Origin of the sequence: Streptomyces sp. NPDC051582 (genome assembly GCF_040681715.1) — a bacterium.
In the GTDB taxonomy this organism is placed as follows: domain Bacteria; phylum Actinomycetota; class Actinomycetes; order Streptomycetales; family Streptomycetaceae; genus Streptomyces.
The window spans coordinates 25,398-43,327 of the sequence record NZ_JBFAZJ010000013.1; the positions used below are offsets into that span (position 1 = coordinate 25,398).

General features: G+C 72.2%; 22 protein-coding genes. 13 read left to right on the forward strand and 9 right to left on the reverse strand.

Features of this window, described 5'->3' with window-relative positions; translation table 11 throughout:
- Positions 1–18: 18 nt before the first annotated feature.
- On the reverse strand, positions 19–963 hold the full coding sequence (locus AB0M92_RS18310; protein WP_366103222.1) for a DMT family transporter: 945 nt from the start codon (positions 961–963) through the stop codon (positions 19–21).
- Positions 964–1,037: 74 nt separating this feature from the next.
- On the opposite strand from AB0M92_RS18310, the gene AB0M92_RS18315 reads away from it, so the two are divergent.
- Entirely contained in the window at positions 1,038–1,940 is a 903-nt protein-coding gene (locus AB0M92_RS18315) for a LysR substrate-binding domain-containing protein (RefSeq protein ID WP_366103223.1), read from the forward strand.
- A 4-nt stretch (positions 1,941–1,944) separates the two neighbouring features.
- Here AB0M92_RS18315 and AB0M92_RS18320 read toward each other — a convergent pair whose 3' ends face one another.
- Entirely contained in the window at positions 1,945–2,403 is a 459-nt protein-coding gene (locus AB0M92_RS18320) for a pyridoxamine 5'-phosphate oxidase family protein (RefSeq protein ID WP_366103224.1), read from the reverse strand.
- 76 nt (positions 2,404–2,479) lie between these two features.
- On the opposite strand from AB0M92_RS18320, the gene AB0M92_RS18325 reads away from it, so the two are divergent.
- The 8 genes from AB0M92_RS18325 to AB0M92_RS18360 all read left to right on the forward strand — a co-directional run bounded on the left by AB0M92_RS18325 (position 2,480) and on the right by AB0M92_RS18360 (position 9,292).
- A complete protein-coding gene (locus AB0M92_RS18325; RefSeq protein WP_366103225.1) occupies positions 2,480–3,091 on the forward strand; it encodes an isochorismatase family protein in 612 nt (203 codons plus the stop codon).
- 39 nt (positions 3,092–3,130) lie between these two features.
- Entirely contained in the window at positions 3,131–3,970 is an 840-nt protein-coding gene (locus tag AB0M92_RS18330) for a HipA family kinase (RefSeq protein WP_366103226.1), read from the forward strand.
- Positions 3,967–4,350, forward strand: a complete 384-nt coding sequence (locus AB0M92_RS18335; RefSeq protein WP_366103227.1) for a DUF3037 domain-containing protein — start codon at positions 3,967–3,969, stop codon at positions 4,348–4,350. The genes AB0M92_RS18330 and AB0M92_RS18335 overlap by 4 nt, the downstream gene beginning before the upstream one ends.
- Before the next feature lie 187 nt (positions 4,351–4,537).
- On the forward strand, positions 4,538–5,299 hold the full coding sequence (fabG, locus tag AB0M92_RS18340; RefSeq protein WP_366103228.1) for a 3-oxoacyl-ACP reductase FabG: 762 nt from the start codon (positions 4,538–4,540) through the stop codon (positions 5,297–5,299).
- Positions 5,300–5,318: 19 nt separating this feature from the next.
- Positions 5,319–6,092 (forward strand): SDR family oxidoreductase, encoded by a 774-nt coding sequence (locus tag AB0M92_RS18345; protein WP_366103229.1) that lies wholly within the window; start codon positions 5,319–5,321, stop codon positions 6,090–6,092.
- Between the two features lie 152 nt (positions 6,093–6,244).
- On the forward strand, positions 6,245–7,828 hold the full coding sequence (locus AB0M92_RS18350) for an ABC transporter substrate-binding protein (protein WP_366103230.1): 1,584 nt from the start codon (positions 6,245–6,247) through the stop codon (positions 7,826–7,828).
- A gap of 175 nt (positions 7,829–8,003) precedes the next feature.
- The gene (locus AB0M92_RS18355) at positions 8,004–8,672 is read left to right on the forward strand and encodes a uracil-DNA glycosylase (protein WP_366103458.1); all 669 of its coding nucleotides are present in this window, start codon (positions 8,004–8,006) and stop codon (positions 8,670–8,672) included.
- 95 nt (positions 8,673–8,767) lie between these two features.
- Positions 8,768–9,292 (forward strand): hypothetical protein, encoded by a 525-nt coding sequence (locus AB0M92_RS18360; protein WP_366103459.1) that lies wholly within the window; start codon positions 8,768–8,770, stop codon positions 9,290–9,292.
- Between the two features lie 34 nt (positions 9,293–9,326).
- On the opposite strand, the gene AB0M92_RS18365 is transcribed toward AB0M92_RS18360, so the two are convergent.
- Positions 9,327–9,881 carry a hypothetical protein gene (locus AB0M92_RS18365; protein ID WP_366103231.1) on the reverse strand — a complete coding sequence of 185 codons (555 nt, stop codon included), beginning with the start codon at positions 9,879–9,881 and terminating at the stop codon, positions 9,327–9,329.
- A 151-nt stretch (positions 9,882–10,032) separates the two neighbouring features.
- Positions 10,033–10,566, reverse strand: coding sequence for a DinB family protein (locus tag AB0M92_RS18370; protein ID WP_366103232.1), 534 nt, complete (start codon positions 10,564–10,566; stop codon positions 10,033–10,035).
- 82 nt (positions 10,567–10,648) lie between these two features.
- Here AB0M92_RS18370 and AB0M92_RS18375 point away from each other — a divergent pair, with 82 nt between their 5' ends.
- Positions 10,649–11,560: a Gfo/Idh/MocA family oxidoreductase gene (locus tag AB0M92_RS18375; RefSeq protein ID WP_366103233.1), complete on the forward strand. Its 912-nt coding sequence runs from the start codon at positions 10,649–10,651 to the stop codon at positions 11,558–11,560.
- Here the strand turns inward: AB0M92_RS18375 and lnt are convergent.
- The 5 genes from lnt to AB0M92_RS18400 form a co-directional block, all read right to left on the reverse strand.
- On the reverse strand, positions 11,499–13,103 hold the full coding sequence (gene lnt / locus AB0M92_RS18380; protein WP_366103235.1) for an apolipoprotein N-acyltransferase: 1,605 nt from the start codon (positions 13,101–13,103) through the stop codon (positions 11,499–11,501). The two genes, AB0M92_RS18375 and lnt, sit on opposite strands and share 62 nt — an antisense overlap.
- Positions 13,104–13,170: 67 nt before the next feature.
- Positions 13,171–13,641, reverse strand: a complete 471-nt coding sequence (locus AB0M92_RS18385; protein WP_366103236.1) for a nuclear transport factor 2 family protein — start codon at positions 13,639–13,641, stop codon at positions 13,171–13,173.
- Between the two features lie 69 nt (positions 13,642–13,710).
- Positions 13,711–13,887, reverse strand: coding sequence for a hypothetical protein (locus AB0M92_RS18390; RefSeq protein ID WP_366103237.1), 177 nt, complete (start codon positions 13,885–13,887; stop codon positions 13,711–13,713).
- Positions 13,888–14,011: 124 nt separating this feature from the next.
- Positions 14,012–14,890, reverse strand: coding sequence for an undecaprenyl-diphosphate phosphatase (locus tag AB0M92_RS18395; protein ID WP_366103238.1), 879 nt, complete (start codon positions 14,888–14,890; stop codon positions 14,012–14,014).
- Positions 14,891–14,938: 48 nt separating this feature from the next.
- Positions 14,939–15,664 (reverse strand): VTT domain-containing protein, encoded by a 726-nt coding sequence (locus tag AB0M92_RS18400; protein WP_366103239.1) that lies wholly within the window; start codon positions 15,662–15,664, stop codon positions 14,939–14,941.
- Between the two features lie 49 nt (positions 15,665–15,713).
- Between AB0M92_RS18400 and AB0M92_RS18405 the strand changes: the two genes are divergently transcribed.
- The 3 genes from AB0M92_RS18405 (at position 15,714) to tuf (ending at position 17,880) form a co-directional block, all read left to right on the forward strand.
- Complete coding sequence (locus AB0M92_RS18405; protein WP_366103240.1) at positions 15,714–16,430, forward strand: DNA alkylation repair protein; 717 nt, start codon at positions 15,714–15,716, stop codon at positions 16,428–16,430.
- A 52-nt stretch (positions 16,431–16,482) separates the two neighbouring features.
- On the forward strand, positions 16,483–16,605 hold the full coding sequence (locus tag AB0M92_RS18410; protein ID WP_366103241.1) for a hypothetical protein: 123 nt from the start codon (positions 16,483–16,485) through the stop codon (positions 16,603–16,605).
- Positions 16,606–16,698: 93 nt separating this feature from the next.
- On the forward strand, positions 16,699–17,880 hold the full coding sequence (gene tuf, locus AB0M92_RS18415; RefSeq protein ID WP_366103242.1) for an elongation factor Tu: 1,182 nt from the start codon (positions 16,699–16,701) through the stop codon (positions 17,878–17,880).
- The last annotated feature ends 50 nt before the right edge of the window (positions 17,881–17,930 follow it).

Here is a 17,930-nt window from a genome sequence, read left to right on the forward strand (position 1 = left end):
CCGGCCGCGCCGCGCCTGCTACCGGCGGCGGGTCTGGCTGAGCGCCGCCCCCGCGAGGACGATGGCCGCGCCCACCGGGGTGTTCCAGTGGAGCTGCTCGCCGAGGAGCAGGACGCCCGCCGTGGTGGCGATGACCGGGATGAAGTACGTGACCATCTGGGCGGTGGTCGGGCCGATCTCCGTCACCAGCCCGTACTGCATCTGGAGGGCCATTCCCGTGCCCAGGGCTCCGAGCGCGATCACCGACAGCGTCGGCCAGAGCGGGAACGAGGCCGGGGCCGAGGTGAACGCGGCGCTGACCGCCAGCAGTTGCAGCGTGGAGACCATCAGCTGCGCGCCGGTCAGCGCCACCGGCGAGCCCGGCACCGAGGCCAGCGTGCGCCGGACGTAGATCCAGCCGATCGGGTAGCAGAGCGAGGCGAGCAGGGCGAGGGCGGTGCCCTTGGCGTCGATGCCCGAGAAGCCCTGCCAGGCGCCGAGGACCGTCAGGACGCCGAGGAAGCCCAGGCCCAGGCCGGCGAAGCGGCGGCGCGTGGGGCGGTCCTCGGACAGGGCCACCAGTGACAGCGCCATGCCCCACAGCGGCGAGGTCGCGTTGCAGATCCCGGCCAGGCTCGACGGGATGCTCAGCTCGGCGTACGAGAACAGCGAGAAGGGGGCGGTGTTGAGCAGGAGCGCCGCCACGAACAGGTGGGCCCAGGTGCGGCGGCCGCGGGGGAGCGGCTCGCGGCGGACCAGGAGCACGGTCAGCAGCGCGAGCGCTCCGAAGAACACCCGGCCGAGGGCCACCTGGAAGGGGGCGTAGGCCTCCGTGCCCACCTTGATCAGCAGGAAGCTGAAGCCCCAGACCACGGAGAGGATCGCGAAGCGGATCCGCCAGTCCACCCGGGCGGCGCGGACGGCCGTGACCGGTGGGGAGATGCTGAGGTCAGGGGCGGGGCGAGGGGTGGCGGGTGCGCTCATGGGGAGAACTCTGCTCCGCTCAACTACGTAGGACAAGCGAGATTTCATGGCGGTGACGGCGTAGCATCGCTTACATGTTGAACCTGGAGCGCCTGCGTACCCTCGATGCCCTCGCCCGCCACGGCTCGGTCGGCGGAGCGGCCGACGGGCTCCACGTCACCACCTCCGCCGTCTCCCAGCAGATGGCCAAGCTGGAGCGGGAGGTGGGCCAGCCGCTGCTGGCCAAGAACGGCCGCGGGGTCCGGCTCACGGACGCCGGACGGCTGCTCGCCGATCACGCGGCCCGCATCATCTCCCAGGTCGAACTCGCCCAGGCCGACGTCGAGGCCCAGCGGGGCCGCGCCGTCGGCGAGCTGCGGATCGGAGCCTTCCCGACGGCCATGCGCGGGCTGTTGCCCCAGGCGCTGACGGCCCTGCGCTCCGGACACCCCGAACTGCGGACCCGGGTGCGGGAGCAGGAGCCGGAGGACAGCATGGCGGCGGTCGTGCGCGGCGACCTCGACCTGGCGCTGGCCATCGACTGGCACAACAAGCGCATGCCCGTGCCCGCCGAGCTCACCCGGGCGCACCTCCTCGACGACTCCTGCGACATCGCTGTCCCGGCCGGCCACCGGCTGGCCGGCCGCGACCGGATCTCCATGGCCGAGTTCGCCGACGACGACTGGATCTCCTGGAACGAAGGCCAGTTCTGCCACGAGTGGCTCGTGTACACGCTGCGCGGAACCGGCGTCGAGCCGCGCATCGCGCACATCGCCGAGGAGCACCACACCCAGCTCGCCTTCGTGGAGGCCGGGCTCGGGGTGTGCGTGGCGCCCCGGCTCGGGCGCGGTCCGGTGCCGGCCGGGGTCCGGCTGCTGCCCGTGAATGATTCCGTCCGGCGTCACGTGTACGTCGTGTGGCGGGCGGACGCGGACCGGCGGCCCTCGATCAGGGCCGCCGTGGCGGCCCTGGAACAGGCCGCCGCCGCGGTCGAGTAGGACCTCAGAGCTTGCGGAAGTCCCAGGAGACGATCGACTCCGGGGTGAGGCGGATCCAGGCGTGGCGGCCGTCGTGCGGCATCTCCTCGACGCCGAAGTTCTTGGCCGGAAAGAGCCGCTCCGCCTCGGCGAGTTCCGGGCAGGGTTCGCCCGTGCGCGGCGCCTCGCCCACGAAGACGGCGCTGCCGCAGAGTTCGACCCCGCGCAGTTCGTCGTACGCCTCGCCCGCGTCCACGACCACCGAGATCCGCGGATCCTTGCGCAGGTCCGACCAGCGGCGGCTGCGGGTGATCGAGTACAGCCACATCGAGGCCCCGTCCCAGGCGAACCACAGGGCTCCCACGTGCGGGCGGCCGTCCGCGGAAACGGTCGCCACCCGGCAGGTGCGCTGCTCGCGCAGGAAGGCGTCCACTTCCTCGTCGGTCATCATGATGCGGCGGCCCCGCCGCTGTGATCCGTCCATCCGTCCCGCACCCCTTCACATCTGACTGAGTGTCAGGAATCATGCGGGATCGATCGCCGTCACACCAGGGGGAGCCATGCCGGAACTCGATCCCGCCACCACCGCGCTGCTCACCGTCGAGTGCCAGAGCGGCGTCGTCGGCGAGGAGAGCGCCCTGCCCGAACTCGCCAAGGAGGCGCGGGACTCGGGGATGCTGGGGCGGGTGGCCGCGCTGGTGGACGCCGCGCACGCGGCCGGCGTGCAGGTGCTGCACGCGATCGCCGAGCGACGGCCCGACGGGCTGGCCGCGAACGACAACGCGCGGCTGTTCCGGGCCGCCGGGAAGCTGCCCGTCCGGCAGCTGTCGGGGAGCCCGGCGGTGGAGGTGGCGGCCCCCATCGAGGTGGCCGAAAGCGACCTGGTGGTCCGCCGGCTGCACGGGCTCTCGCCGATCGCCGGCACCGACGTGGACCCCCTCCTGCGCAACCTCGGCATCCGCACCCTCGTCGTCGCCGGGGTCTCCTCGAACATCGCGATCCCGAACACCGTCTTCGACGCCGTGAACCTCGGCTACCGGGTCGTGGTCCCCTCCGACGCCATCGCGGGGGTGCCCGCCGCCTACACCGCCGAGGTGATCCGCAACTGCCTGGCGCTCGTCGCGACCGTCACCACCACCGCCGCCCTGCTGGAGCGGTGGGCTCCCGCCTGAACGGTGGGCTCCCCGCGCCGGCCCCCGTAACCTGGGCTGATGCTGTCCGAAGTGATCGCGACCCGCTACGTCACGCCCTTGCGCGAGGGCGGCTCGCTCCCGGGGATCGTCGAGGCCGACGACCTCGGTACCTACGTCATGAAATTCACCGGAGCCGGCCAGGGGCGCAAGACCCTGGTCGCCGAAGTCGTCTGCGGGCGCCTCGCCCAGCGCCTCGGCCTGCGCGTCCCGCGGCTGGTGCAGATGCAGCTCGACCCCGTGATCGGGCTCGGCGAGCCCGATCAGGAGGTCCAGGAGCTGCTGAAGGCCAGCGGCGGACTCAACCTCGGGATGGACTACCTGCCCGGGTCGATCGGCTTCGATCCGCTCGCCTACCAGGTGGACCCGGCCGAGGCGGGCCGCGTGGTCTGGTTCGACGCGCTGATCAACAACGTCGACCGGTCCTGGCGCAACCCGAACCTGCTGGTCTGGCACGGGGACCTGTGGCTCATCGACCACGGCGCCACCATGATCTGGCACCACAACTGGCCCACCGCCCAGAGCGCCGCCGCCAAGCCGTACAACGCCTGCGACCACGTCCTGGCCCCCGTCGGACCGGACGTCGCCGCGGCCGCCGCCGCGCTCGCGCCCCTCGTGACGCGGGAGCTGCTCGAAGAGGTCGTCGCCGACGTGCCCGACGAGTGGCTGGTCGACGAGCCCGGCTTCGACTCCACCGACGCGCTGCGCCGCGCCTACGTGGACGTGCTGCTGCCGCGCGCGGCCACGATCCACGAGAGGATCACGATGGAGGCCGAGGTGAAGGTCAGGACGGGTCCGCCCGGCTGGCTCGCCGACCGCCTCGACCCCCGTCCCCGGAAGATGAAGAGCGACAGCGAGTGACCAAGCGGGACGTGTTCGAGTACGCGCTGGTGCGCGTGGTGCCCCGGATGGAGCGCGGCGAGTGCTTCAACGCCGGGGTGATCGTCTACTGCCGGGCCCGCTCCTACGTGGCCGCGCGCATCCATCTGGACGAGGCCAGGCTCCTCGCCTTGGACCCGAAGGCCGACGCGGCGGGCGTACGGGCGGCCCTGCGTGCCGTCGAGGGCGTGTGCAGCGGCGGCGAGCGGGCCGGCCAGGCGGCGGGCGACGACGCGGGCCGCCGGTTCCGCTGGCTGATCGCCCCGCGCAGCACGGTGGTGCAGCCCGGACCGGTGCACACCGGCCTGACGGCCGACCCGGAGGCCGAGGTGGAACGGCTGCTCGACCTGCTGGTCCGCTGATCCGCTGATCGTACGAAGACCGGCGAGGTGTTCCGTGCGACGGCCGCCGCGCCTCGGGGTGCCCCGGAGGCGGCGGCCGTTGACACCGCGTGCCAGGGCTCCTAGCGTCTCCTCAGCTGAAGCTACTAAGCGGTTGCTCACCCACGGGCGGCCGCTGATGAGGATTCCGAGGGCGAGGAGATCCACCATGTCCACCACCGAGCAGCGCGTCGCGATCGTGACCGGGGCGGCCCGGGGCATCGGCGCGGCCACCGCCGTGCGCCTGGCCGCCGAGGGCCGGGCGGTCGCCGTACTCGATCTCGACGAGGCGGCCTGCAAGGACACCGTCGAGGCGATCACGGCGGCCGGCGGCAAGGCCCTCGCGGTCGGCTGCGACGTCAGCGACGCGGCGCAGGTGGAGGCGGCCGTCGAGCGCGTCGCGAGCACCCTGGGCGCGCCGACCATCCTGGTCAACAACGCGGGCGTGCTGCGCGACAACCTGCTCTTCAAGATGAGCGAGAACGACTGGGACACGGTCATGAACGTCCACCTGCGCGGTGCGTTCCTGATGTCCAAGGCGTGCCAGAAGCACATGGTGGAAGCCAAGTTCGGCCGCATCGTCAACCTCTCCAGCAGCTCGGCGCTGGGCAACCGCGGCCAGGTCAACTACTCCGCCGCCAAGGCCGGCCTGCAGGGCTTCACCAAGACCCTGGCCGTCGAGCTCGGCAAGTTCGGCGTCACCGCCAACGCCGTCGCCCCCGGTTTCATCGTCACCGAGATGACCGCCCAGACGGCGGCGCGCGTGGGCATGGGCTTCGAGGACTTCCAGGCCGCCGCGGCCACGCAGATCCCGGTGCAGCGCGTCGGGCGCCCGGACGACATCGCCAACGCGATCGCCTTCTTCACGGGCGAGGCCGCCGGCTTCGTCTCCGGCCAGGTCATGTACGTGGCCGGCGGCCCGCTCAACTGACGAGAGGCAGGCGCAGCACATGACGGACAACAGCACGCAGAGGGCGGCGGACAGCGGCAAGGTCGCGCTGATCACCGGAGGGAGCCGGGGCATCGGCTACGGCATCGCCGAGGCGCTCGTCGCCCGCGGCGACCGGGTCTGCATCACGGGGCGCAACGAGGACGCCCTCAAGGAAGCCGTCGAGGCGCTCGGTGCGGACCGGGTGATCGGAGTGGCCGGCAAGGCGCACGACGAGGCCCACCAGGCCGTCGCGGTCGAGCGGACGATGGAGGCCTTCGGGCGCGTCGACTTCCTGATCAACAACGCGGGCACCAACCCGGTGTTCGGCCCGATCGCGGACCTGGACCTCGGCGTGGCGCGCAAGGTCTTCGAGACCAACGTGATCTCGGCGCTCGGGTTCGCCCAGCGGACCTGGCACGCCTGGCAGAAGGACAACGGCGGCGCGATCGTGAACATCGCGTCCATCGCCGGGGTCTCCGCCTCGCCCTTCATCGGCGCGTACGGGATGAGCAAGGCCGCCATGGTCAACCTCACCCTCCAGCTCGCGCACGAGATGGCGCCCGGGGTCAGGGTCAACGCGATCGCCCCCGCGGTGGTCAAGACGAAGTTCGCGCAGGCGCTCTACGAGGGCCGGGAGCAGGAGGCCGCGGCGGCGTATCCGCTCGGCCGGCTGGGGGTTCCGGCGGACATCGGCGGGGCGGCGGCTTTTCTTACATCTGCACAAGCGGAATGGATCACGGGCCAAACTCTGGTCGTCGACGGAGGAATGTTCCTCAATGCCGGAGTGCACTGATCGATAATCGGACGCATTTGCCTCCCATGGGGAGGCAAATGCGTACCTAACAGGCACGAAATCGGTCAAGTGTCACATGAAACCTGCCCATTGGATTTGTGAGGCACTGCGGTAGGGTCTGCCGCACCCCTGGCTGATCGAGGAGCGTGCACGTGTTCATCCGGACCAGATGCCTGCAGATCACTGCAGCCCTTGCGTCCATATCCCTGCTCGCCGGATGCGGTCTGCTTTCGGACGACAGCGACGACGCCGTGAAGAGAATCGTCGTCGGCACGACGAGCGCCCCGAGCACCCTCGATCCCGCCGCGGCCTGGGACGGTTCCTGGGAGCTGTACCGGAACGTCTACCAGACCCTGCTGGCATTCCCCACGGGAGCCACCAAGCCCCAGCCCGACGCCGCCCAGGGCTGCGAGTTCACGGATTCCGGGAACGAGTCGTACCGCTGCACCCTGAAAAAGGGCCTGAAGTTCTCGGACGGCGAGCCGCTCGACGCCAAGGCGGTCAAGCACTCCCTCGACCGGATCCGGACGATCAACTCCCAGACCGGTCCGAAGGACCTCTTCGGCAGCCTGGACAAGATCGAGACCCCGGACGCGCTGACGGTCGTCTTCCACCTGAAGACCCCGGACGCCACCTTCCCCTTCGTCCTCGGCTCCCCGGCGGCCTCGCTGGTCGCGCCCAAGGACTACCCCGCCGACAAGGTCCGCGAGGACGGCAAGATCACCGGCTCCGGCCCGTTCGTGCTCGACTCGTACAAGGAGGGCGGCGAGGCGGTCCTCGGCAAGAACGCCTCCTACAACGGCTTCGCGAACCGGCGCAACGACGGCGTCACGATCCGCTACTTCGCGGACTCCGCCAAGATGGTCGCCGCGCTCAAGGCCAAGGAGATCGACGCCACCTACCGCGGTCTGTCGGCCCCCGAGATCAAGGACCTCCAGACCCCCGCGTCGCACGCGCAGGGCCTCCAGGTCGTCGAGAACGTCGGCGCCGAGATCCGCTACCTGGTCTTCAACCCCAAGGACCCGCAGGTCGCAAAGCCGGCCGTGCGCCAGGCCATCGCCCAGATCATCGACCGCGGCGCGATCGTCTCCAAGGTCTACCAGGGCACCGCCGAACCGCTGTACTCGATGGTCCCCAAGGGGGTCGTGGGCCACAAGACGCCCTTCTACGACAAGTACGGCCAGGCGGACGTCAAGAAGGCCCAGAAGATCCTCAAGGACGCCGGGATCACCCAGCCCGTCGAGCTGACCTTCTGGTACACCACCGACCGCTACGGCGCCTCCACGGCCGACGAGTTCACCGAGCTCAAGCGCCAGCTGGACGAGAGCAACCTGTTCAAGGTCACCCTGCGCGGCCAGCCCTGGAAGGTCTTCCAGGTCGGCTACAAGAACGGCGAGTACCCGGTCTTCGGCCGAGGCTGGTTCCCCGACTTCCCGGACCCGGACAACTTCATCGCGCCGTTCGTCGGCAAGGAGAACGCGGTCGGCACCCCGTACGAGCCCGCCGAGATCCTCAACGACCTGCTGCCCAAGTCCCGCCGCGAGAGCGACCGCTCGGCCGGGGTCCGCGAGTTCGAGCAGGCCCAGCAGATCTTCGCCGAGGACGTCCGGCTGCTGCCGCTGTGGCAGGGCAAGCTGTACGTCGCCGCCCGCGAGGACATCGCGGGCGCCGAGCGGGCGCTCGACCCGCAGACCGCCATGCAGATGTGGGAGCTGTACCGCAAGACCAGCTGGTAGCCGCAGCACCCGCGGGCAGCAGCCGCACCCGCCGCGCCCGCCGTACGCACGCCGCATCCGCAGGAGCCTCCGGGCGCCCGCGGATGCGGCGTTGTCAGTGGCCCCCGGTAGGTTCTGAGCTGTTGCACCGCGCAGTCGCGCGAAACTTGTACCGGAGGTTGTAGACGTGACCCAGATGCTGCCCGAGTCCTGGCTCCCCGTCCTCGGCGACGAGCTGGAGAAGCCCTACTTCGACGAGCTCGCCGAGTTCGTCGAGAAGGAGCGGGCGAACGGGCCGGTCTACCCGCCCCGGGAGCAGGTCTTCGCCGCGCTTGAGGCCACCCCCTTCGACCAGGTGAAGGTCCTCGTCCTCGGCCAGGACCCGTACCACGGCGCCGGCCAGGGCCACGGCCTGTGCTTCTCCGTGCGGCCCGGGGTCAAGACCCCGCCCTCCCTGCGCAACATCTACAAGGAGATGCACGCGGAGCTGGGCACCCCCATCCCGGACAACGGGTACCTGATGCCGTGGGCCCAGCAGGGCGTCCTGCTGCTCAACGCGGTGCTCACCGTCCGTGAGGCCGAGCCCAACTCGCACAAGGGCAAGGGCTGGGAGAAGTTCACGGACGCGGTCATCCGCGCCGTGGCCGACCGCCCCGACCCGGCCGTGTTCGTGCTCTGGGGCGCCTACGCGCAGAAGAAGCTGCCGCTGATCGACGAGGAGCGGCACGCGGTCGTCAAGGGCGCCCACCCCTCCCCGCTCTCGGCCAAGAAGTTCTTCGGCTCCCGGCCCTTCACGCAGATCAACGAGGCCGTCGCGGCGCAGGGCCATGAGCCGATCGACTGGACGATCCCGGACCTGGGCTGACGCCCCACCGCGCCTCGGTGTCAGAACCGGTGCCTCCGGTTAGCGTCGTGACGATCAGACCGGAGCAGGTCTGGCAGAGCGAGCCGGAGGCCGCCGTGACGGAGCAGCAGGAGGCGTCGGAGGACGCCGTCATGACCAGGATCGGCCAGGCCGTGATCCTGCTGCACGCCGGTGACCGCGAGGAGGCCCGCAACCGCCTCGGCGAGATCTGGACCGAGATCGGCGAGGACGGGGACTCCCTCCACCGCTGCACGCTCGCGCACTACATGGCCGACGCCCAGGACGATCCCGCCGACGAACTGGCCTGGGACCTGCGGGCCCTTACCGCCGCGGAGGGGCCGGGGCCGGGGCCGCGCGACGGACTGCCCGCGCGGCACGAGCCCCATCCGGCCGTGCGCGTGTTCTACCCGTCGCTGCACCTCAACCTGGCCGCCGACTACGTCAAGCTCCGCCGGCCCGAGGCGGCGCGGCGACACCTGGCCCGCGCCCGGGCCGCCACCGGGGCCCTGTCCGACGACGGGTACGGCAACGGCGTACGGGCCGCCATCGCCCGGCTGGAGCGGCGCCTGGCCGGGGAACCGCGCGGGGGACCCCGGCCGTTCCCGGAGCAGCACCCTTAGCAGGCCCCTCGCGGAGCAGGCCCGCGGCGGTCGCTCAGCCGCCGTGGACGCCGGAGCAGATACGGGCCTCCGGGCTGTCCGGGTGCCAGCGCCCGTGCCGGCGGCCCAGCGCGCAGACGTCGGCGGGCCGCACCGGCAGCTCCTTCATCAGCTCGCGCGGAACCTCCGCGTCCGGCCCCGAGGGGTCCGTACGGCCACCCTTGCCCCCTGAGGCGCGTCGAGCGGGCCGACGGGGCTCCGGGATGTCCGGCACCGGCGGGACGGCCTGTGAGGCCGCCTCGGCCGCCGGTGCGGCAGCGCCCGCCCGAGCCTGCGCACCCCGTGGTGCGGACTGCACGCCTCCGGTGGTGGCCGCCGGCCGCCCGGCCTCCCCCGGCACCGCCTTGAGGGCCTCCAGGGCGGGAGCCTGGACCTCCACCGGTACGGCCCCCGGTCCGCCGCGCGGCTCGTGGCGCGGCGGCGCCGCCGCGGTGCCGGGCGCCGCCGCCGGCTGCATCGGGGCGGGCGTCACATTCACGCAGCCGGAGACGGCCGAGACGGCACAGGCGACTCCGAGCAGCAGCTTTGTCGTGGTTCGCGTTGGATGCACTCGCGCAACTCTGCTGTGCGAGGACCCCGTTGCGAAAACCCGGAGCCGAAATTGACCCCGCACGGGTGACGGACATCCCCCGGACACCCGCCCGTCACCTGCGCGCCGCGATCCGGCGTGTGGTCGCCGTACGGCCGCCGTAGGGCCCGCGTCAGTCGCCCGTCGCGCCGTCGATCTGCTCGCGCAGCAGGTCCGCGTGCCCGTTGTGGCGCGCGTACTCCTCGATCATGTGCGTGTAGACCCAGCGCAGGCTGAAGGTCTCGCCGCGGTGGTGGCTCTCGGAATCCGACGCCAGGTCCAGTGAGCGGCCCGCCGCGGCCTGTCGCGCCAGCTCGACCTCGGTCTGCCAGGTCCGCTCGGCCTCGGCCCACGTTTCGCCGGGGCCGAAGTGGAAGTCGCCGTCCGGGTCCTCCTGCGTGCAGTACAGCTCGGGGAGCTCTTCGCCCAGCATGATCTCGCGGAACCAGTACCGCTCGACCTCCGCCATGTGCCGTACGAGGCCCAGCAGGCTCAGTTCGGACGGGGGGAGCGCGGCGCGGCCCAGCTGCTCGTCCCCGAGGCCCTCGCACTTCCAGGCGAGGGTGGCGCGGTGGTAGTCGAGCCAGCCGTCCAGCATCTCCCGCTCGTTCGCGGTGGTGGAGGGCTCGGTGCGATGGGATCCGGTGGTGGTGGTGGTGGTGGTCATGCCACCATCCTCGGCGAACGCGAGCCCCGCCACCAGGGATTAAGCTGCGGAGGTCCCGCAAGGATCAACCTGGAGGTTCCCGGTGAAGGTCGGCGTCATCGGACTCGGCGACATCGCCCAGAAGGCGTACCTGCCCGTCCTCACGGCCCGCCCGGGCGTGGAACTGCACCTGCAGACCCGGACCCCGGCCACGCTGGAGCGGATCGGGGCGATCCACCACATCCCGGCCGCCCGCCGCCACACCACCCTCGAAGCACTCCTCGCCGAGGGCCTCGACGCGGCATTCGTGCACGCCCCGACGGCCGTTCACCCCGAGATCGTGACGCGGCTGCTCGAAGCGGGCGTGGCGACGTACGTGGACAAGCCGCTCGCCTACGACATCGAGGACTCGCGGCGGCTCGTGGAACTCGCCGAGGAACGCGGGGTCTCGCTCGCCGTCGGCTTCAACCGCCGCCACGCGCCCGGCTACGCGCAGTGCGCCGAGCACCCGCGCGAGCTGATCGTCATGCAGAAGAACCGCGTCGGGCTGCCCGAGGACCCGCGCACGTTCGTCCTCGACGACTTCATCCACGTCGTCGACACCCTGCGCTTCCTCCTGCCCGGCGAGGCCGACCACATCGACGTCCGCGCCCAGGTCCGGGACGGGCTGATGCACCAGGTCGTCCTCCAGATGTCGGGCCCGGGCTTCACCGCGCTCGGCATCATGAACCGGCTCTCCGGTTCCACCGAGGAGGTCCTGGAGGTCGCCGGGCAGGACACCAAGCGGCAGGTCGTCAACCTCGCCGAGATCATCGACCACCGCGGCCAGCCGACCGTGCGGCGCCGCGGGGACTGGGTGCCCGTCGCCCGGCAGCGCGGCATCGAGCAGGTCGTGGACGGCTTCCTGGAGTCCGTGGCGGCGGGCAAGACGCTCAGCGCCCGCGACGCACTGCTCACCCACGAGCTGTGCGAGCGGGTGGTGTCGTCGGCTCTGGAGCAGGAACGGGCTTCCTGAGCCCGAGCGACCTGGCGCCCTCGGCCGCGCAGTACGCCGCCAGCAGCGCGAGGCAGGCCCCCACGGGCCAGTCCCCGAAGCGGACGTAGTACGTCGAGCCGCGGGCGAGCGGGACCTCGTACACCTGCGCCGCGCGGGCGGAGGTGGGCAGCGCCGGGCCGATCCGCTCGCCGGACGGGCCGTACACCGCGCTGATCCCGGTGAGGGTGGCGTGCACCATCGGACGGCCGTCCTCCGCCGCGCGCAGGGCGGCGAGCGAGGCGTGCTGAGCCGGCGCCCAGCTGCGCTGGAAGCTGGAGGTCGCCGACTGGGCGATCAGCAGGGCGGCCCCGTCACGGGTGAGGCGCCGGCTCATGTCGGGGAAGGCCGACTCGAAGCAGACCAGCGGGCCGATCCGGACACCGGGCCGCCCCGGCAGGTTCATCAGGACCGGCTGCGCCCCGCGCCGGCGGTCCTCGCCGGCGGCCTTGCCGACCGAGGTGGCCCAGCCGAGCAGGGACCGGGCCGGTATGTACTCGCCGAAGGGGACCAGGCGCATCTTGTCGTAGCGGTCGCCGGTCGGTCCGCGCGGGCCGACGAGGACGGAGCTCTTGTAGATGCCCCCCTCGGGAAGGGCGGCGGCCTCGACGGGCGCGGGGGCCGACAGCACCGGGCCCGCCGGCCGCCGGGCGTCGACGTTGACCAGCAGCGGAGCCCCGACTTCGGCGGACAGCGCGGCCAGCCGTCCGGCCAGGTCCGGGCGCGCGGCCAGATCGGCCCCGACGCTGCTCTCGCCCCACACCACCAGGTCCACCCGCTGCCCCGTCAGCGCCCGCGTCAGCCGCTCCCCGGCGGCGAACCGCTGCTCCGTGCTGTCCGGGCCGTCCGCCACCAGCCCCGGCTGTACGACGGCCACGCGCAGCGCGCCCGATGTCTCGGGCCGCGGCACCCACAGCCACACCGCCCCCGTCAGCACCACGCACCCCGTCACCCCGGCCACTGCCGGCACCCGGGCCCCCGGTACGGCGATCAGCAGCACCAGCCCGCAGTTCACCGCCACCACCCACAGGCTCACCAGCCACACCCCGCCCACCGAGGCGAGCCGTAGTGCGGGCGGCACCTGCCACTGGCTGGCCCCCAGCAGCCCCCACGGCCCGCCCAGCCCCTGCCAGGACCGGGCCAGCTCGGACAGCAGCCAGCCCGCCGGTACGAGCAGCAGCGCGGCCGTCGCCCGGCCCGGATCCGGGACCCCGCCGAGGAACTCCCGCACCAGCAGCGCCCAGGGGATCCAGAGCAGTCCCACCAGGGCGGCCAGCGGCAGCAGGAACACGTGCAGGCTGGGCAGCAGCCAGTGGTGGACGGCGACGATGAACCCGGCGCCGCCGAGCCAGCCCTCCAGGGCCGCCCGCCGCCCGGTCGGGGCCGACCTCAGCAGCAGCATCCAGGGCACGAGGGCGACGTACGCGAACCACCAGAGCGCGGGCGCGGGGAAGGCGAGGCACGGCAGCGCCCCGGCGGCGACCGCGGCCGCCGCACGCCGGTACCGGATCCGCTTCGCGACCATGGCGCGCCTCCGCTTCCAGTGTGGAACAGGGCCGTCCGGGCGGCCGCTCGAACAGGTTCACCACGCTCTAGGCGGTCATGTGCCGCCACTTCTCCTGGACGGTGACGCGGGTGAGCAGCCAGCCGCCGTCGGACGCGCGCGCGAGGCCGAAGGTGTAGCGGCCGGCGGCCACGAAGTTCGGCGCGGTCACCGTCCCGTCGAACTCGGGTCCGGCGAGCCGCATGGGATTGAGGAAGTCCGCCCGCACCTCGGCCCGGTCGCCCGGCCAGCCTCCGCGGTCCTCCAGCCGGATCAGCCGGTTCACGATGAGGTGCTGGCACACCGGGAAGAGCTTCATCGTCTCCGCGAGCCAGTCCGCGACCTCCGCGGCCCGTCCCTCCATCCCGCCCGCCGAGCTGTAATCGACCCGCCCGGCGGGGGCGAACAGCGCGCGGTACGCCGCCCAGTCGCCGTCGTCCACGGCCACCGCGTACCCCGTGACCACCTCGTCGATCGCCATCCGGTCCATGACCGTGGCCAGGTCCACACGCTGCGTCATCGGGTCAGTGTGGGGGTGTGGGGCGGCGAGGCCAAGGGGCGTGCGCGGTCCGGATCCGCGCGCGGTGGATCAGTGACCGGAATGCGCCTCCCGCTGCCGGACCACGACGAGGAACGCGTCGGTGGCCAGGTCCATCACCACTTCCGCCTGCACGCCCTCGCGCATCCGCTGCGCCGCGTACTCCTCGGCGGGCCAGCTTCCCCTCGGACTTCCGGCCGGAAACCGCTCCAGCACCACTCGACCCATGGGACACCCCCTGCTGTTTGCCTTCCGGTCTCTTCCGGTCTCTTCAGGCACAACGACGCGGAGGCCGCCCGGGAACGTTCCCGAGCGGCCTCCGGTTCACGCGAAACGGTGAGCGCGGGCGGGCTCAGCCCGCCGACTGGGCGGCGAACGGGCTGAGCACACCCATGCCGATCAGCACGAACAGCGCGATGCCCAGGACGATCCGGTAGATCACGAACGGCATGAAGCTCTTGCTGGAGATGAACTTCATGAACCAGGCGATGACGGCGTAGCCGACGAAGAAGGCGATGACCGTGGCGAAGATCGTCGGGCCCCAGGTGATGTGCCCCGGGCTCTCGACGACGTCCTTGATCTCGAACGCGCCGGAGGCCAGCACCGCCGGGATCGCGAGCAGGAAGGAGTAGCGGGCGGCCGCCTCGCGGGTGAAGCCCAGCAGCAGACCGCCGGAGATCGTCGCGCCGGAGCGGGAGACGCCCGGGATCAGCGCCATCGCCTGGCAGAGGCCGAAGACCAGACCGTCCTTGACGCTCAGTTCCTTGAGCGACTTGCGCTCGCGGACGGCGCGGTGCCGGCCCCCCTCCTCGTCGCGGGCGGCCAGACGGTCCGCGACGCCGAGGACGACGCCCATGACGATCAGGGTGGTCGCGGTCAGCCGCAGGTCACGGGCCGGGCCGGTGATCTGGTCCTTGAACGCGATACCGAGCACACCGATCGGGATCGATCCGACGATCACCAGCCAGCCCATCTTGGCGTCCTGGTCCGACCGCAGCGACGCGGTGAACAGCGAGCGGAACCAGGTGGAGATGATCCGCGCGATGTCCTTGCGGAAGTAGATCAGCACGGCGGCCTCGGTGCCGATCTGCGTGATCGCGGTGAAGGCCGCGCCCGGGTCCTGCCAGCCGGCGAATGCCGCGGTCAGCCGGAGATGGGCGCTGGAGGAGATCGGGAGGAACTCCGTAAGCCCCTGGACGAGACCGAGGATTAGGGATTCGAACCAGCTCATGTCGGGGTGCGCTCGTCCTTGTGATCGTCGGGCAGTTCGGGTCCGATGCTAGGGCCCGTGGGGAGCGGCGCTGACCACAGGGGGGTGCACGGGCACCGGATCGCGCGATTCGCACGCCGGTACGGGCGCCAGCCGGTGCCGCTTGCGCCATCCGACGACCGCGGCCGCCACCGCGGAGACGGCGATGAAACCGAAGGAGGCGAGGAAGGCGGGGGAGTCGGGTGAGGAGGCGCTCGCGCCCGCGACCACGTACGCGGCGGTGTTCGGGACCACGCCGATCGCCGTCGCGAGGAGGAACGGCAGCCAGCCGCAACGGGACACGGCCGCAAGGTAGTTGGCAGCCGCGAAGGGCAGGCCCGGGAAGACCCGGACCGCCAGCACCGAGCGGAAGCCGTGCCGGGCCAGCTGGTCGTCGGCCGCCTGGATCCAGCGGCCGCGCAGCAGCGGCCGTACCGCGTCACGGCCCATCATCCGGCCCAGCCCGAAGGCGATCCCCGCGCCGATGACCGAGCCGCCGACCGCCGCGGCCAGGCCGAAGGGAATGCCGAACACGGCTCCGGCCGCGAGGTTGAGCAGCGGGCGCGGTACCAGGGCCGCCGTGCCCACCCCGTACGCGGCCGCGAACAGCAGGACCGCCGCGCCGACCGGGAGCCCAGGGAACAGACCCTCCGACAGGATGCGCTGCGGCTCGTACAGCACGACGCACACACCGGCCGCCAGCAGCAGCACGACGAGCAGCGACAGCCGCGTCCACGGCGCGAGGAGGAGGGACATCCGGGGAGACTAGCCGACGAATACGGCGTCGCGCCGTAATCTGGGCCTCATGCGGCCGAACGACCAGCAACCTCCGAAGGTCCCGCGCAGCGCCCTCGCGGACACCCTCGTGGAGCGCCTCACCGCCGCGTACGGGGCGGCCGCCGACCCGGAGCGGGCCGCGGCCATGGCCGCGTACATGAAGGACGTCGCGCCCTTCCTCGGCCTGCGCACCCCGCTGCGGCGCGAGCTGTCGAAGGCCGTGACCGAGGGGACCGCCACGCCGCGGGAGGCGGACGTCGCGGCGCTCGTGCTGCGGTGCTGGGCGCTGCCGGAGCGCGAGTACCAGTACTTCGCGGTGGACTACCTGCGGCGCCACGTCGGGGTCTGCTCCCCGGGGTTCCTGCCGGTGCTGCGGCGGCTGATCGTGACGGTCCCGTGGTGGGACACCGTCGACCTCCTCGCGGCGCACGCGGCCGGTCCGCTGGTGACCGCATACCCGGAGCTCTCGGCGGTCATGGACGAGTGGATCGGGGACGAGGACCTCTGGCTCGCCCGCACCGCCCTCCTCCACCAGCTGCGCTACAAGTCCGCGACCGATACCGAGCGGCTCTTCGCGTACTGCCGCCGCCAGAGCGGCCACCCGGACTTCTTCGTCCGCAAGGCCATCGGGTGGGCCCTGCGCGAGTACGCGAAGACGGACCCGGAGGCGGTCCGCGCGTTCGTCGCGGCGCAGCGGGGCCCGCTCTCCCCGCTGTCGGTGCGCGAGGCCCTCAAGAACCTCTGACCCGGGGGAAATCCATTCGACGCGGGCCCGGTCCTGCGGCAGGATCCGAGGCATGTCCCGGTACGCCTTCCCCGCAGCGCCGTCCGCAGTCGCGGACGCGCCGAAGGCTGCCGTCCTCCTCTTCGAGCTCTTCGAGGCAACCGCCTTCGCCGCATTCGACGGCGCACGAAGCTGACCCTTCCCGGATCGTCCGGCGGACCCCACAGGGGGAGGGTCGGTTCGCTCCAGGGGTCCCGCCGCCAGCTTCGGAAGCATTCGGGAAGACATCATGGCCAAGACGGCCTTCGTGCGCACCAAGCCGCACCTCAACATCGGCACCATGGGTCACGTCGACCACGGCAAGACCACCCTCACCGCCGCCATCACCAAGGTGCTCGCCGAGCGCGGCGGCGCCTCCTTCGTGCCGTTCGACCGCATCGACCGGGCCCCCGAGGAGGCCCGGCGCGGCATCACCATCAACCTCACCCACGTCGAGTACGAGACCGACACCCGCCACTACGCCCACGTGGACATGCCCGGGCACGCCGACTACGTCAAGAACATGGTCACCGGCGCGGCCCAGCTCGACGGGGCGATCCTCGTCGTCTCCGCGCTCGACGGGGTCATGCCGCAAACCGCCGAGCACGTGCTCCTCGCCCGGCAGGTCGGAGTCGACCACGTCGTCGTCGCGCTCAACAAGGCCGACGCCGGGGACCCCGAGCTCACCGACCTCGTCGAGCTGGAGGTCCGCGAGCTGCTCACCGCCAACGGGTACGGCGGCGACAGCGCTCCGGTCGTACGGGTCTCCGGACTCGGCGCGCTGGAGGGCGAACCCCGCTGGACCGCGGCGATCGAGGCGCTGCTGGACGCCGTGGACACCTACGTGCCCGTGCCGGTGCGCTACACGGACGCGCCGTTCCTGCTGCCGGTCGAGAACGTGCTGACCATCACCGGCCGCGGGACGGTCGTCACCGGCGCGGTCGAGCGCGGGAGCGTCCGCACGGGCGACCGGGTGTGCATCCTCGGCGGCGACGGCGAGCCCGCCCTGACCGTGGTGACCGGCCTGGAGACCTTCGGCAAGCCGATGGAGTCCGCGGAGGCCGGGGACAACGTCGCGCTGCTGCTGCGCGGGGTGCCGCGCGAGGGCGTACGCCGCGGACAGGTCGTCGCGGCCCCCGGCAGCGTCGTGCCCAGGCGCCGCTTCACCGCGCAGGTGTACGTGCTCTCCGCGCGGGAGGGCGGTCGGACGACCCCGGTGGCGACCGGGTACCGGCCGCAGTTCTACATCCGCACCGCGGACGTGGTCGGGGACGTGGACCTGGGGACGGCCGGGGTGGCCCGGCCTGGGGAGACGGTCGCGATGACCGTCGAGCTCGGACGGGACGTACCGCTGGAGGCGGGGCTCGGCTTCGCGATCCGCGAGGGCGGGCGGACCGTCGGCGCGGGGACGGTCTCGGCCGTCCTCGACTGACGTACGTACCGCACGCGAAGGCGTCCCCGCCGTGGTGGCGGCGGTCCGGT

Coding starts and splice junctions, on each gene's coding strand:
- AB0M92_RS18310 (WP_366103222.1), bottom strand. CDS start 963: ATGAGCGCACCCGCCACCCCTCGCCCCGCCCCTGACCTCAGCATCTCC.
- AB0M92_RS18315 (WP_366103223.1), top strand. CDS start 1,038: ATGTTGAACCTGGAGCGCCTGCGTACCCTCGATGCCCTCGCCCGCCAC.
- AB0M92_RS18320 (WP_366103224.1), bottom strand. CDS start 2,403: ATGGACGGATCACAGCGGCGGGGCCGCCGCATCATGATGACCGACGAG.
- AB0M92_RS18325 (WP_366103225.1), top strand. CDS start 2,480: ATGCCGGAACTCGATCCCGCCACCACCGCGCTGCTCACCGTCGAGTGC.
- AB0M92_RS18330 (WP_366103226.1), top strand. CDS start 3,131: ATGCTGTCCGAAGTGATCGCGACCCGCTACGTCACGCCCTTGCGCGAG.
- fabG (WP_366103228.1), top strand. CDS start 4,538: ATGTCCACCACCGAGCAGCGCGTCGCGATCGTGACCGGGGCGGCCCGG.
- AB0M92_RS18345 (WP_366103229.1), top strand. CDS start 5,319: ATGACGGACAACAGCACGCAGAGGGCGGCGGACAGCGGCAAGGTCGCG.
- AB0M92_RS18355 (WP_366103458.1), top strand. CDS start 8,004: ATGCTGCCCGAGTCCTGGCTCCCCGTCCTCGGCGACGAGCTGGAGAAG.
- AB0M92_RS18370 (WP_366103232.1), bottom strand. CDS start 10,566: ATGACCACCACCACCACCACCACCGGATCCCATCGCACCGAGCCCTCC.
- lnt (WP_366103235.1), bottom strand. CDS start 13,103: ATGGTCGCGAAGCGGATCCGGTACCGGCGTGCGGCGGCCGCGGTCGCC.
- AB0M92_RS18385 (WP_366103236.1), bottom strand. CDS start 13,641: ATGACGCAGCGTGTGGACCTGGCCACGGTCATGGACCGGATGGCGATC.
- AB0M92_RS18390 (WP_366103237.1), bottom strand. CDS start 13,887: ATGGGTCGAGTGGTGCTGGAGCGGTTTCCGGCCGGAAGTCCGAGGGGA.
- AB0M92_RS18395 (WP_366103238.1), bottom strand. CDS start 14,890: ATGAGCTGGTTCGAATCCCTAATCCTCGGTCTCGTCCAGGGGCTTACG.
- AB0M92_RS18400 (WP_366103239.1), bottom strand. CDS start 15,664: ATGTCCCTCCTCCTCGCGCCGTGGACGCGGCTGTCGCTGCTCGTCGTG.
- AB0M92_RS18405 (WP_366103240.1), top strand. CDS start 15,714: ATGCGGCCGAACGACCAGCAACCTCCGAAGGTCCCGCGCAGCGCCCTC.
- AB0M92_RS18410 (WP_366103241.1), top strand. CDS start 16,483: ATGTCCCGGTACGCCTTCCCCGCAGCGCCGTCCGCAGTCGCGGACGCG.
- tuf (WP_366103242.1), top strand. CDS start 16,699: ATGGCCAAGACGGCCTTCGTGCGCACCAAGCCGCACCTCAACATCGGC.